This is a genomic window from Halovenus anhuiensis (genome assembly GCF_037080055.1).
Classification (GTDB): domain Archaea; phylum Halobacteriota; class Halobacteria; order Halobacteriales; family Haloarculaceae; genus Halovenus.
The window spans coordinates 140,741-153,042 of the sequence record NZ_JBAOJI010000006.1 but is presented as its reverse complement, the minus strand read 5'-3'; the positions used below and the strand labels follow the sequence as shown (position 1 = coordinate 153,042).

The following is a 12,302-nucleotide window of genomic DNA, read 5'->3' as shown; positions in this document are numbered from 1 at the left end:
TCGGTGATCCTGGCCTATTAGTACGCGCTGGCTACCCGGAGAGACGTTTTATTTTCCTTCCGCCCCGAAGGCAGGTATGAGCCGCAACGACGAGGTCGCCAGACGCCTCGAAGAGTTCGCCGATCTGCTGGCGGCCCAGGACGTGGAGTACAAACCCCGTACCTACCGCCGGGCCGCCGAGAATATCCGCGACTATCCGGACGACGTGGCGGCCCTCGCGGCGGACGGAGAGGACGCCGTTGCCGAAATCGAGGGCGTCGGCGACGCCATCTCTGCGAAGATTGTCGAGTATTTCGAGACCGGCGAGATCGAGGAACTCGAAGAACTTCGCGCGGAGATGCCCGTCGAGATGGCGGCGCTCACTCGCGTCGAGGGCGTCGGGCCGAAAACCGTCGGAGCGCTCTACGAGGCGCTGGGCGTGCAGACACTGGACGACCTGGAATCGGCCGCCCGTGCGGAGGAGATCCAGAATGTCTCGGGCTTTGGCCCGAAGACCGAACAGAATATCCTCGACGGCATCGAGTTCGCCCGGACGGCCCACGAACGCCAGTTGTTAAATCGAGCACGCCCGCGCGGCGAGCGCGTTCGAGAGGCCTTGCTCGAACACGACGCCGTCCAGCGCTGTGAACTGGCCGGGTCGATCCGGCGCTGGAAACCGACCGTCGGCGACGTGGACGTGCTGGTCGGCAGCGACGACCCGGGGGGAGTGATCGACGCGTTCACTGGTCTGGAGTTTGCCGACGACATCATCGAGGCTGGCACCTCGAAGGCGAGTCTGCGGATCGAGCGAGTTCGGGTGGATCTGCGCGTCGTCGACGACGAGGAGTTTGGGGCGGCCTTGCAGTACTTCACCGGGAGCAAACAGCACAACGTCACCGTTCGCAACCGGGCGCTGGATCAGGACCTGAAGGTAAACGAGTACGGCGTGTTCAGAGAGGCGCAAAGCGCCTCAGGCAGTCGGACGAAGTCCGACGACGACGTGGCCGAGGTCGAGGATCCCGACAGCGGCCAGCGGGTCGGCAAGCGAGTCGCCGGCGTCGACGAGGCGGAGATGTACGACGCCCTCGGAATGGAGTGGATACCCCCAGAGATGCGCGAGGACCGCGGCGAAGTCGAACGGGCGGCCGCCGGTGAGTTGCCCGACCTGCTCGACCACTCCGAGATCCGCGGGGACCTGCACATGCACTCCGAGTGGTCCGACGGCGGGAACTCGATCCCCGAACTGATCGCAGCCGCCGACGCGTTCGGCCACGAGTACATCGCCATCACCGATCACGCGAGCGGCCCGGGAATCCTGAGCGGCGTCGGTCTGGACGACGACGAACTCCGCGAGCAGATCGACCGGATCGACGCCGCCCGCGAAGAGGCGGACATCGAGGTGTTCGCCGGCGTCGAGGCCAACATCGAGGCCGACGGCACAATCTCAGTGGGAGCGGATGTGCTCGAAGCGCTGGATCTGGTCGTCGCCTCGCCGCACAGCGGTCTCGACGGCGACGGCACCGACCGTCTCGTCGAGGCAGCCAGCCACCCCGAAGTGGATATCCTCGGTCACCCGTCGGGACGGCGACTCAACCAGCGCTCGGGCATGGATCTGGATATCGAACGGCTAGGAGCGGTCGCCGCAGAACACGACACCGCTCTGGAAATCAACGCGAACCCCGGACGGCTTGACCTGTCGGGTCAGGCGGTGAAACAGGCTCAGGAGGCGGGTGCGACGGTCGTCATCGACACCGACGCCCACGAACCGTCGAGTCTCGAGTACATCCGATACGGTGTCCACACTGCTCGGCGCGGATGGGCCGAAACCGAGGACGTACTCAATACCCGACCGGTCGACAAAGTACGGGCGTTTCTGGACTGATGACCGAAGACCGACTGCTGCTCGACGTGATGCTCGGGAAACTCGCCACCTACCTGCGAATGTGCGGCTACGACACGCTGTACGCACAGGAGGAGGGTGTCGAGGCCGACGATGCGACCAGACGACTGGCCGAACGAGAGGGGCGGACGCTGGTGACGCGGGATCGAGAACTCGCCGACCAGACCGACGGGGCGGTCCTGCTCACCACCCGCGAGGTCGGCGACCAACTCCGCGAACTCGCCGAGGAGGGGTTCGCCATCGAACTGCCCGAGGAGCCAAAGCGCTGTAGCGTCTGCAACGGGCGGGTCGACAGGTTGGGAGAGGGCGACCCGCGGCCGGAGCACGCGCCGGACGGCATCGAGCCCATCTGGCAGTGCCGAGAGTGCGGCCAGCACTTCTGGAAAGGCAGCCACTGGGAGCGAGTGACTGCCATCGTGGGAGCGGCCACGGGCGACTCGAATCCATAACGCGCTTTACAGGCTATCGAGTAGAGAGGGTAATGAGTCTCTCCGAGGAGGCACAAAAGCGTCTCGCGGACGTGGTCGAACTCCAGCCCACCAAGAACGCGGAGTTACAGGATCAGTGGGGGATGGAGGGCGGCAGCGAGGTCCACCAGTATCTCGAATCTGAACTCGGTGATTACTACTACCGCGACGAGAACTCGATGATCTGTGCGACGCCCGAAGCGGAAGAGATAGTCGGCGGCGGCGATGTCGACACCGGCGAACGACAGGTCGCGGGGACGGAGTTGCAGCGACAGATCGTCGGCGTCCTCCCTGGTCCCGACGAGGAACCGCAAAGTGTCGTCGCGACCCTCCACGCGGTCGAGAGCGAAACCGACGCAGAGGTGGACGACGTTCGATCTGCCCTGCACAGCCTGACCGACAAGGGATTGGTCAAACGGGTGCGCAAGACCGTCCCGACCTTCCGGCTGGCAATCGAGCGCGACCGAATCGTCATCGACACGGGGGAGGAGTGATGGTCCGAGAACAACAGATGGAGGGACGACGATGAGAGAGATTTTCGAGGTGCAGGACTACGACGGGGCTGGTCGGCTGGGAACGCTCGACGTTCCGCGAGCAGACACGACCATCCAGACGCCGGCACTGTTGCCCGTCGTCAATCCACACGTCCAGACGGTGCCGCCGGCAGAACTCGAATCGAGATTCGGTGCGGAGATTCTGATCACGAACAGCTACGTGCTCCACGGCAGCGACGAACTCCGCGAGCCAGTACTGGAGAAGGGACTGCACGAACTGCTCGACTTCTCGGGCGCGATCATGACCGACTCCGGCTCCTTCCAGCTCTCGGAGTACGGCGAGATCGACGTGACGACCGAGGAGATTCTGCAGTTCCAACAGGAGATCGGCTCCGACATCGGCACGCCAATCGACATCCCGACTCCGCCCGACGTGTCGCGCGAGCAGGCCGACGAGGAGCAGCGAACGACACAGGAGCGCATCGAACTCGCCGAGACTGTCGACACCGGCGAGATGCTCGTCACCGCGCCGGTGCAGGGCTCGACGCATCTGGACATCCGCCAGCGAGCAGCACGAGAGGCCGACGAGACAGACCTCGATCTGTTCCCAATCGGCGCGATGGTGCCACTGATGAACGAGTACCGCTTCGACGACCTGGTCCACGTCGTCGCGGCGGCCAAGCGCGGCCTGGGCGAGAACGCCCCGGTCCACCTGTTCGGCGCGGGCCATCCGATGATGTTCGCGCTGGCGGCGGCGATGGGCTGTGATCTGTTCGATTCCGCGGCCTACGCGCTGTACGCCCGCGACGAGCGATACTTGACTGTTCGCGGGACGCAGCATCTCGACGAACTCGATCACTTCCCGTGTGAGTGTTCAGTCTGTATGGCCCACACGCCCGAGGACCTGCGTGCGGCCGAGGAAACCGAGCGACACCGCCTGCTCGCCGAACACAACCTCGCGGTCAGTTTCGGCGAGATCCGACGGGTTCGGCAGGCGATCCGCGGCGGCAACCTGCTCGAACTCGTCGACGCGCGGGCACGCGGGCATCCAGCGATGCTCGATGGCTACCGCACACTCTTGCACTACGCCGACCAACTGCGCCGGACCGATCCGGTCGCAAAAGACGCCTTCTTCTACGTCTCCGGCGAGAGCGCCCGCCGGCCGGAGGTGCGCCGGCATCACGAACGGCTGGGCCGACTGGACGCCCCCGACGACCTGCGGCTGACCGTCGGTTCTCCCGGCGACGACGGCTGGCGACTGATCCCGCCCTTTGGCCCGGTTCCGCCCGCGCTGTCGGATGTCTATCCCCTCACCGCACAGCGCCCCGACGCACTCGAACGGCCCGCCTACGAGGCAGCAGTCCGAGGTATTCGGCGGCTCGCCGCGGCAAATCCGGACACATCACTTACCGTCGTCCACGACGGCTGGCCGGAAACTGTGCTGGCTGACCTCCCCGACGGCGTGACGGTCAGACCCCTGTATGGCCAGTAAGGCCGATTACTGGATCGACAGGCCGCGAATCTCGAAGCGTGCGCCGCCGTCGGCGCTGTCTGTGACGGTGACGGTGGCGTCGTGGGCGTCGACGATCCGTTTGACGATTGACAGTCCGAATCCGGTTCCGTCCGACTGAGTCGAGTATCCCCGGTCGAAGATTTCGTCCTGGTGTTCTGGCGAGATTCCCGTGCCGTTGTCGGCGACGTAGAAGCCGTCGTCGTCTGGAAGTCTGCCAACGCGGACGGCCAGTTCACCGTCATCTGTCGATCCATGTTCCACGGCGTTGCCGAACAGGTTTTCGAGAAGTTGTGTCAGTGTCGCCTCGTCGGCGATAATCGTGCCGAAGTCGTCCTCGATCTGGAGTGTCGCATCAGAGGCCGCCACAGTCTCCCACGCTCGGTTAGCGAGCACTTCGAGTTGGATCGGCGTCGGATCGAGTGCGTCGGGACCGAGTCGGGCCAGCGAGAGGGTGTTCTCGATGAGTTCGTCGATCCGTTCGAGCGCCGACTCGATGGCTCCGAGATGTTCGCTCTCGCAGTCCTCGGCGGCCAGTTCCAGCCGGAGGTTCGCGGTCGTCAGCGGGTTGCGGATGTCGTGTGAGAGCGTGCCGGCAACGGAGTCGAGTCGGTTGCGCTCGCGTTCGAGGTCTGCCTGCCGGCGCTCGCGTTCGCGCTCGTAGCTGACCCAGCTACCCATCAGATCGACGAGAGTGAGTTCCCACCGCGAGAACGGCTCCGAGCGTGGCTCGAAGTCGTAGAAACAGAACGTGCCGTCGACATCGTCGTCGACGAAAATCGGCGCGCCGAGATAGCTGTCGACGCCGAGTTCGTAGACGAGTCGATCCGTGAGTTCCGGCGTCTCTTCGGCGGTGTCGCTGAGCGCGAGGTGTTCTCTCGTCTCGACGACGCGCTGGCAGTTCGTCTCGCCGAGATCCACCGTCGTCCCTTCGGCGATCACTTCGTGGTCGGGTCCCGCGACGACCGAGAGCGTGTACTCCCGCCCTTCGATCTGGGAGAGGCTGCCGTAGGCCATCCCGAGTTCCTCGCGGCCGATTTCGAGCAACTGTTCGACCTTCTGTGCGAACGGCACCTCCTTGTCGGAGATGATGCTGTAGATATCCCGGAGCATCTGTTCGCGGTGTTCGAGCGTCCGTTCGTATCCCCGGCGGTCGGTGATTTCGTAGAAGTACACCGAAAGCCCACTCGGAGACGGAAAGAGCCGAACGTCGAACCAGCAGTCGAGCGTCTCGTAGTAGCTCTCGAACGAGCGAGACTCCTGGGTTGCCATCGCCTCCCGGCAGTGCTGCTCGAACTGGGTGCCGGCAACGCCGGGCGCAGTCTCCCAGATCGAGCGGCCGCGGAGTTCCGAGAGCGTCCGATCCTCGTCCAGTGCCTCGACCAGCAGTTCACGAGCCTGCTCGTTGAGATAGGTGAACCGCCACTGGTCGTCAAGGGCGAGAAGCGCGTCGGTCATCCGGTCGAGCAGGTCGGTCTGGGGTCGCTGTTCTTCGACAGCAGCGGTGACCTCTGTCGCGAGCGATTCGGCCGTCTCTTCGACGGTCGTCCGTTTCTGATACCGGTCGACCCCCGCCTCGACGGCACGGCTCGCAACGTCGACCGATCCGTCCGGCACGAGTACGAACGGCAACCGGACATCCCGGTCCCGAAGAGTTTCGAGAAGTGCGATGCCGTCGTCCGATCCCGGCAGGTCGTACCGGGAGACGACACAGTCGACGTGGTGTGACTCGATGTACTCGATTGCACTCGCCGTCGACAGAACCACGGCGGAATCGAGAGACGGCTCTGCTACTTCCAGCTCTGTCGCCAGTTTGTCGGCAGATTCCTCGTCACAGCCGACATACAGGACACAGACAGTGTCGAGCGGAGGCTCTGCCATCCGATTATCAGTACAACGGGGAGAGATGTTCTGAATCTTTGGGTCACTCAGCCGTCGAACAGTTTTCGCATGATCGCGAACTCGAGTTCGACGCCGTCGATGGTTCGGTCTTTCCGGCCGAAATCCCAGTAACCCAGCGACTCGTAGAACGGTTTGGCGTTGAGCGAGGAGATGATTTTCAGCTCCGAGACCGCGCGCATCCGGGCGCGTGACTCGAACTGTCGAACGAGCGAGGAAGCGATGCCACCGTCGGCGTACCCAGGATCGACGAACACCGCGTCGATCCGGTCGTGGTCGGTGTGAGCCACGCCGTAGCCCGCTGCCGTGTCGTCGACATCTGCAATCAATATCTCGAACGTATCGCTCTCGATCGCACGACGGAAATCCGAGACAGCGTCTTCGTCAGGTCGCCAGGCCGTGAGCTGTCGATCCGTGTATGCGGCGTCGTCGATCCCCCGGATTGCCGCCTGCTTGATCCCGAGCACAGTCCGGGCGTCCGCCGAGCGGGCGGGCCGGAACTGGACTCCGTCCATCTAGCTATCAATACGGTCGGACGCCTAAAGGCGTTACAGTTCGGGACCGTCCGGGCGTCACAGCGGCGGTTTCCGTTCGCCGGCTGGGATCGTCGTTTCGAGCCAGTTCTCCTCGGGTGGCAACGGACAGGAGAAGGTCTCACTGTAGGCACAGAACGGCGAGTACGCGAGGTTGAAATCGATCTCGATAGTCGTGCCGTCGGACAGTGTTTCTTCGGGTTCCAATTCCATGTACCGACCGTCCTTGTAGCTCTGCTGGCCGGTCGTCTTGTCACGGAACGGAACGAAGATCGGATCCGTCGGCTCCTGTCGATAGCCGCTCAGTTCGTAGGAGTCGCCGTCGATCTCGAAGCTGAACCGGAACGGCCGCCGGTAGGTAATAGTTCGACCGTCCGAGGTCTCGAAGTCGATCTCCTCGGGATCGTCCAAGACCGTCACCGTCGCCTCGACGCGGTAGGCCGGGTCGGGATCGAAGTAGGCCAGTCCGTCGAACCCGTCTCGTTTTTCGGGTGGGATCGGCGACTGGGGATGTTCGGCGAAGAAGTCGTCTTTCTCCGCGCGGTTCTCCCGCAGCGTCTCGACGTACTCTGATTCGGTGCCGCCGTCGGTCGCCGCCTGCTGATCGTCGGTCATACCTCCAGTAAGGGACTGAACGATATCAGTGCCGGGATCCGACCACAGATTGTTGTAAATTCGACAAAAGGTACATCACCGTATCAGTTCAAGATGACACATGCGTCGTCAGATCACAGATGTCGTGGTGTTCACGACCCTGTATCTGTTTCTCTCCCTGCCACCGTTTCTGCTCGTCAATCAGGAGGTCCTTTCGGAGGTCCGACAGCGGCTCGCGCCCGTCGACGTGGTCGCTGTCGCGGTGGCGGGAACGGTGGGACTGCTCGTACTCACTGCGCTGGTGCTGGCACGGGAAGGCGTCAGCCGGTACAACCGGTTTCTGGCCGCACCGACGGATCTACTGTCCGTGCTGGTCGCGCTTTCCTTTCTGTTCGCAGCGACCGCCTGGTGGCTCGTTCCCGAACTGCTCTTCCGGTTCGAGGTGGGGCTGTCGTTCGATCTGTTGCTCATTCTCGTCCTGTTCTGTCAACTCCCGATGATTCTCTTTCTCTCCTTGCTGACTGCCATCGGAAAAGCCTGAGCACAGCCGATAACAGCAGTGTCATCTGGTTGGGTCGTCGACGCGACGGCGCTTATCAGGCGGGCGCACGTACAGAGAGTCAATGCGTAATCCACACCGCAATCAGGACGACCCTCACGGCGATCAGCAACTCGTCGCGGCCGGGACGGACCTCGCGGACGCCTCGGCAGCCGCAATCTTGCTTCACGGCCGCGGTGCGACCGCCCGAAGCATCGCACAGACCGGGATGGAGTTTCACCAGGATGGCCTCGCCCTGCTGGCCCCACAGGCGGCGGGCAACACCTGGTATCCGAATCCCTTCACCGCCCCGGTCGAGCGCAACGAACCCGGACGCAGTTCGGGACTCGCGGCCATCCAGTCAGCCATCGACCGCGCGAACGACGCCGGGATTCCGACCGAGAAGATCATCGTGCTGGGCTTCTCGCAAGGAGCCTGTCTCGCGACCGAATTCGTCGCGCGAAACCCGACCCGTTACGGCGGCGTGGTCGGACTCAGCGGCGGCCTGATCGGCGAGACCATCGACACCGACGACTACGAAGGCGAACTGGAGGGGACACCGGGCTTTCTCGGCTGTAGCGACCGCGACCCCCACATCCCAGAGGAGCGCGTCCACACGACAGCGACGGTGCTCGAACAGCTAAACGGCGATGTCGAGACACGGATCTACGAGGGAATGGGTCACGGTGTCAATCAGGACGAACTGGAGTACGTCAGCGAGATGGTCGGCTCGCTCGTCGACTAATCAGCGTCCGCGGCCGCGGGAGACACCGTGGCTGCTGTCGTCGTCGGCGTGACCCAGCGCCTTCTTGAGAAATTTCATCCAGCGCTTGCGGTCGGCAGCCTCTTGGGCCTGTGCTTCGCCTTCGATATCGACCGGGCCGAGCGATTCGAGTTCGTTCAGCGCGCGGTCGATGCCGATGATTGCCTCGGCGAGGCGTTCGCCTTCCTCGAAGGTGATCGGCTCGTCTTCGATCCGCTGTTTGCGCTGGAGTCGCTCGCGGCGGAGATTCTTCTTCGCTCGCTCGACGCGCTCGCGTTCACCCTGCGGGATGGTCTCGCGGCGGCGAATCTCGAAGACAAACTCCTGTAGATTGATCTCTTCGCCCTGAATCGTGATTTCGTCGGGGATTGAAGCACCGACAGTCGCGCTCTCGCGTTCGATCCGTTCGAGCAACTGCTTGCGCTCGAACTTCCGGACGGGATCGCCGTCGGGTTCACCGCCGTCCGGGCGGACGACATCGTCGCGTTCTGATCGCTCGGGGCGGGCTGGCGGGTCCTCGCTCACGACTATCTCTTTGGGGCAGATCTACTTCGGTGTGTCGCTGTCGTCAAACTGTTCGCGGACGGTCAGCAGATGCTCGCAGTCGGGACAGTGAATCTCGCTTCCGTGCGTATGGGCCGTCCAGTTCCAGTCACCGTCGGGAGGGCTCGTGTGTGCGCAGCGGGGGCAGGTGAGTACTGCCTTCCGCCGCTCGTGCAACGGTTGCTCCGTCTCGCTGAACTCGACGGGAAGGCAGCTCTGGATGAGTGACATTACTACAAAATTGATCGCGTACGAATAAAGAACTGTTGCCAGCAAACACCATTGTACACCATTTTTTGGTTTCAGATGAAGGTACGTCGTTATCGTGTGGAACGTATCCGGAAGCTATACGTCGAAGACGACGTAGATTCGCCAGCCGTCGGGTCGCCGGTCGACGGCCATTTCGGAGTAGGTGATCGCCTTCAGATCCCGGCCGTTCACGGCCGAGAGATCGACTCCGCGGTAGCTACCCTCGAACTGCCAGCCTGACTCCTCTTCGGTAACTGTTCCCTCGTTGTCGACCGGCAGCACCGAGCGCACGTCCCGTTCGTAGATGAGTTCGTCGAGATAGTCGAACAGGAGTGCTTCCCGGCCCTCCGCGCGGACGGTGATTTCATGGCGCTGTCCGCCGTCGGGCCAGTCGTCGGCCATCGCTGCAGCCATCCCGTCGGCGGCCGCGCCGAAGGCCCCACCGAGTGTCTCGCCAGTCGCCTCGACAGCGACGTCGGCGGTGTGCGCGCGAAGTTCGTAGCCCATGTACGGAGGTCCGTCACCGACGGGCTAATGGGTTCTGTTTCCGCTGATCGAAGGACAGAGATTTTTCCTGCGCGGGCCAAGGTGTGGTATGGACTGGTCCGTACATGGCTGAGGAGACCACGGGATCGCTGCCGATATCGAGCGGCCTGCTGCGCTGGGTCTACGTCGCCGGCATCGCGCTCAATCTCGTTGCGCTCGTGATCGCAGCGCAAACGGGACAGATGCTGGGTGCGCTGACGCTCGGACTCGTCATCGTCTATCTCTCGGCGCGCTACTGGCTGCTCCGCTCGTCCTGAGTCGGCGAGAGTGGCGTGGTAAGCGACTCGCGTTGCTCGGCCTCACTGCTCGCGGATCGTTACACTCCCCGCTCGCGTTTTCGAGGTCTCCCTTCGATCGATCTCGCGGCTCCTACCGTCGCCGCTCGCGCTTCGGAGACCTCTCTGCGGTCGGTCTCCCGCTCCCCGTTCGCTTGTTTGGGACGCTCCCGCTGGTCGCGTCCCCCGGCTCGCGGGTCGTCGCGTCTCGCGGGTCACTTCGTTCCCCGCTCGCATTAACGAGGCCTCGCGTTGCTCGGCCTCGCACTCAGCAGAATTATTATTCCCCCACCACATACAGACATGTAGTGAGCGTCAACGTCCAGCGACACGTCGTGGGGCCGGGGAGTGACGATCACGTCGACGCAGCCTGGCAACTAAAAGAGCAAATCCGGAAGAACGAGGGCGTGCTCAGGCAGCGACGCAGTTTCTTCGAGAACGCCTACCAGCGCTCGACTGTCTACCTCTATGCCGACCGGGCGAACGACCGCCTCGTCGGGTTCGCGGCGGTCCGCCGGGACGGCTACATCCTCTTTCTCGCCGTCGCCGACGAGTATCGCGGACAAGGCTTCGGAAAACGGCTCGTCGCCAACGTCGCCGACGAGTACGGCTCCGTCACCTGTCACGCGCGGACGACAAACCGCGAAGCGCTCGATTTCTACCGCTCGCTGGGCTTTCACGTGAAACGACGGATCGACAACTACTACGAGGACGGCGGCGACGCCTTCTATCTCAAACTCGGAGATGGCGACGGGATCCGTGACCGACTTGCGAATTTGCTGTCACGATAGTTGAGCCAAGCGCAACGCCTATTTGAGTACTCCAGCAAGTGGTGGTCGTGCACGAGCGGACACAGGCGTACCTCCGCGGTCGGTTCGGCGATCATTACCGCAACCAGTCGATCGATCCGCCGCCGGAGGCCAACGAGCGCGAGTGGGGCTACGTCCCCTGGACCGAGGGGCCCGGCGAGACTTACAGCCGGCACAACGCCATGATCGACCTCGGCAATCTCGACGATTTTCTCGCGCGCGAGCGCCCAAAACACGTCTACTACTCCGCCGGCCGCTACGACGACCCCGGCGCGACGACTATGAGCGAGAAAGGCTGGCGCTCGTCCGACCTCATCTTCGATCTCGACGCCGACCATCTCCCTTCGACGACGCCCGACGACAGCTACGCGGAGATGCTCGCGGACTGCAAGGAGGCGCTGTTCCGACTGCTCGACTTTCTGGAGAACGACTTCGGCTTCGAGGAGATGCAGATCGTCTTCTCGGGCAGTCGCGGGTATCACGTCCACGTCCGCGATCCGGGAATCCAACAGCTCGAAAGTGACGCCCGCCGCGAAATCGTCGACTACGTCCGCGGGATCGGACTGGAGTTCGACGAACTCGTCGAAGAGGAGACTGTCGCCGGACTCGGCCGCAAGACCCCCGCAGAGAACCGCTATCTCCCGACGGAAGGCGGGTGGGGCCAGCGGATCCACGAGAAACTCATCGCGGTGCTGTCAGAAGTTCGGGATCTGCCCGAGGAAGAGGCACTCGAACGCCTCCAAGAGTACGACGGCATCGGCGAGGGGCGGGCACAGGCCGCCTACAACCTCACACAGAATCGGTTCGTCGAGATCGAGCGGGGTAATCTCTCGGCCCACGCCGTGTTCGCACAGTTAGCAAGAAAATTCGCCGACGAAGTCGTCGCCGAAGAGAACGCCCAGATCGACGAACCTGTCTCGACGGACACGAACCGACTGATCCGTCTTCCCGGGAGCCTCCACGGCGGGAGCGGTCTCGCCGTTCGACGGATCGAGCGGGATGATATCGAGGCGTTCGACCCGCTGGTCAATGCCGTCCCGGAGACGTTTACGAACCACGAAATCACCGTCGAGGTGGCCGATCCGGGGACCGTCGAGTTGGCAGGCGATAGTTTTACACTGGAGGAGGGAGTTCATACCGTTCCGGAGTACGCCGGCGTGTTCCTGATGGCACGGGGACGGGCCGAGAAGGGGGAAGAATGAC

The 12,302-nt window shown here is 63.3% G+C and carries 15 protein-coding genes; 9 read left to right on the top strand and 6 right to left on the bottom strand.

What is annotated here, in order from left to right; genetic code table 11:
• Positions 1 to 76: 76 nt before the first annotated feature.
• From polX to tgtA, 4 genes are read left to right on the top strand one after another with little or no spacing between them, the layout of a single operon-like run.
• A complete protein-coding gene (polX, locus tag V8P86_RS14470) occupies positions 77 to 1,861 on the top strand; it encodes a DNA polymerase/3'-5' exonuclease PolX (protein WP_336327997.1) in 1,785 nt (594 codons plus the stop codon).
• Positions 1,861 to 2,328: a Mut7-C RNAse domain-containing protein gene (locus tag V8P86_RS14465; protein WP_336327996.1), complete on the top strand. Its 468-nt coding sequence runs from the start codon at positions 1,861 to 1,863 to the stop codon at positions 2,326 to 2,328. Before polX ends, V8P86_RS14465 begins: the two co-directional genes overlap by 1 nt.
• A gap of 32 nt (positions 2,329 to 2,360) precedes the next feature.
• The gene (locus V8P86_RS14460) at positions 2,361 to 2,840 is read left to right on the top strand and encodes a DUF5797 family protein (protein ID WP_336327995.1); all 480 of its coding nucleotides are present in this window, start codon (positions 2,361 to 2,363) and stop codon (positions 2,838 to 2,840) included.
• A gap of 31 nt (positions 2,841 to 2,871) precedes the next feature.
• The gene (gene tgtA, locus V8P86_RS14455) at positions 2,872 to 4,332 is read left to right on the top strand and encodes a tRNA guanosine(15) transglycosylase TgtA (protein WP_336327994.1); all 1,461 of its coding nucleotides are present in this window, start codon (positions 2,872 to 2,874) and stop codon (positions 4,330 to 4,332) included.
• A 6-nt stretch (positions 4,333 to 4,338) separates the two neighbouring features.
• Here tgtA and V8P86_RS14450 read toward each other — a convergent pair whose 3' ends face one another.
• The 3 genes from V8P86_RS14450 to V8P86_RS14440 are packed head-to-tail and all read right to left on the bottom strand — an operon-like array spanning position 4,339 to position 7,397.
• Entirely contained in the window at positions 4,339 to 6,231 is a 1,893-nt protein-coding gene (locus V8P86_RS14450; RefSeq protein ID WP_336327993.1) for an ATP-binding protein, read from the bottom strand.
• A gap of 47 nt (positions 6,232 to 6,278) precedes the next feature.
• Complete coding sequence (locus V8P86_RS14445) at positions 6,279 to 6,764, bottom strand: GNAT family N-acetyltransferase (RefSeq protein WP_336327992.1); 486 nt, start codon at positions 6,762 to 6,764, stop codon at positions 6,279 to 6,281.
• A gap of 57 nt (positions 6,765 to 6,821) precedes the next feature.
• Positions 6,822 to 7,397, bottom strand: coding sequence for a DUF1684 domain-containing protein (locus V8P86_RS14440; RefSeq protein ID WP_336327991.1), 576 nt, complete (start codon positions 7,395 to 7,397; stop codon positions 6,822 to 6,824).
• Between the two features lie 100 nt (positions 7,398 to 7,497).
• Between V8P86_RS14440 and V8P86_RS14435 the strand changes: the two genes are divergently transcribed.
• Both V8P86_RS14435 and V8P86_RS14430 read left to right on the top strand, forming a co-directional pair.
• Positions 7,498 to 7,917, top strand: coding sequence for a hypothetical protein (locus V8P86_RS14435; protein WP_336327990.1), 420 nt, complete (start codon positions 7,498 to 7,500; stop codon positions 7,915 to 7,917).
• A gap of 82 nt (positions 7,918 to 7,999) precedes the next feature.
• Complete coding sequence (locus tag V8P86_RS14430) at positions 8,000 to 8,659, top strand: alpha/beta hydrolase (protein WP_336327989.1); 660 nt, start codon at positions 8,000 to 8,002, stop codon at positions 8,657 to 8,659.
• Here the strand turns inward: V8P86_RS14430 and V8P86_RS14425 are convergent, their stop codons facing one another.
• From V8P86_RS14425 to V8P86_RS14415, 3 genes are all read right to left on the bottom strand, one after another.
• Positions 8,660 to 9,202, bottom strand: a complete 543-nt coding sequence (locus V8P86_RS14425) for a DUF5788 family protein (protein WP_336327988.1) — start codon at positions 9,200 to 9,202, stop codon at positions 8,660 to 8,662.
• Between the two features lie 21 nt (positions 9,203 to 9,223).
• Positions 9,224 to 9,451, bottom strand: a complete 228-nt coding sequence (locus tag V8P86_RS14420) for a DUF8106 domain-containing protein (protein ID WP_336327987.1) — start codon at positions 9,449 to 9,451, stop codon at positions 9,224 to 9,226.
• 114 nt (positions 9,452 to 9,565) lie between these two features.
• A complete protein-coding gene (locus V8P86_RS14415; protein ID WP_336327986.1) occupies positions 9,566 to 9,976 on the bottom strand; it encodes an archease in 411 nt (136 codons plus the stop codon).
• A gap of 104 nt (positions 9,977 to 10,080) precedes the next feature.
• Between V8P86_RS14415 and V8P86_RS14410 the strand changes: the two genes are divergently transcribed.
• The 3 genes from V8P86_RS14410 to priS all read left to right on the top strand — a co-directional run bounded on the left by V8P86_RS14410 (position 10,081) and on the right by priS (position 12,301).
• Complete coding sequence (locus tag V8P86_RS14410) at positions 10,081 to 10,272, top strand: hypothetical protein (protein ID WP_336327985.1); 192 nt, start codon at positions 10,081 to 10,083, stop codon at positions 10,270 to 10,272.
• A gap of 326 nt (positions 10,273 to 10,598) precedes the next feature.
• Positions 10,599 to 11,081: a GNAT family N-acetyltransferase gene (locus V8P86_RS14405; protein ID WP_336327984.1), complete on the top strand. Its 483-nt coding sequence runs from the start codon at positions 10,599 to 10,601 to the stop codon at positions 11,079 to 11,081.
• A gap of 47 nt (positions 11,082 to 11,128) precedes the next feature.
• The gene (gene priS, locus V8P86_RS14400) at positions 11,129 to 12,301 is read left to right on the top strand and encodes a DNA primase small subunit PriS (RefSeq protein WP_336327983.1); all 1,173 of its coding nucleotides are present in this window, start codon (positions 11,129 to 11,131) and stop codon (positions 12,299 to 12,301) included.
• Position 12,302 lies beyond the last annotated feature (1 nt).

Coding starts and splice junctions, on each gene's coding strand:
- V8P86_RS14460 (WP_336327995.1), top strand. CDS start 2,361: ATGAGTCTCTCCGAGGAGGCACAAAAGCGTCTCGCGGACGTGGTCGAA.
- V8P86_RS14415 (WP_336327986.1), bottom strand. CDS start 9,976: ATGGGCTACGAACTTCGCGCGCACACCGCCGACGTCGCTGTCGAGGCG.
- V8P86_RS14440 (WP_336327991.1), bottom strand. CDS start 7,397: ATGACCGACGATCAGCAGGCGGCGACCGACGGCGGCACCGAATCAGAG.
- tgtA (WP_336327994.1), top strand. CDS start 2,872: ATGAGAGAGATTTTCGAGGTGCAGGACTACGACGGGGCTGGTCGGCTG.
- V8P86_RS14410 (WP_336327985.1), top strand. CDS start 10,081: ATGGCTGAGGAGACCACGGGATCGCTGCCGATATCGAGCGGCCTGCTG.
- V8P86_RS14465 (WP_336327996.1), top strand. CDS start 1,861: ATGACCGAAGACCGACTGCTGCTCGACGTGATGCTCGGGAAACTCGCC.
- V8P86_RS14435 (WP_336327990.1), top strand. CDS start 7,498: ATGCGTCGTCAGATCACAGATGTCGTGGTGTTCACGACCCTGTATCTG.
- V8P86_RS14445 (WP_336327992.1), bottom strand. CDS start 6,764: ATGGACGGAGTCCAGTTCCGGCCCGCCCGCTCGGCGGACGCCCGGACT.
- V8P86_RS14420 (WP_336327987.1), bottom strand. CDS start 9,451: ATGTCACTCATCCAGAGCTGCCTTCCCGTCGAGTTCAGCGAGACGGAG.
- V8P86_RS14450 (WP_336327993.1), bottom strand. CDS start 6,231: ATGGCAGAGCCTCCGCTCGACACTGTCTGTGTCCTGTATGTCGGCTGT.
- V8P86_RS14430 (WP_336327989.1), top strand. CDS start 8,000: ATGCGTAATCCACACCGCAATCAGGACGACCCTCACGGCGATCAGCAA.
- polX (WP_336327997.1), top strand. CDS start 77: ATGAGCCGCAACGACGAGGTCGCCAGACGCCTCGAAGAGTTCGCCGAT.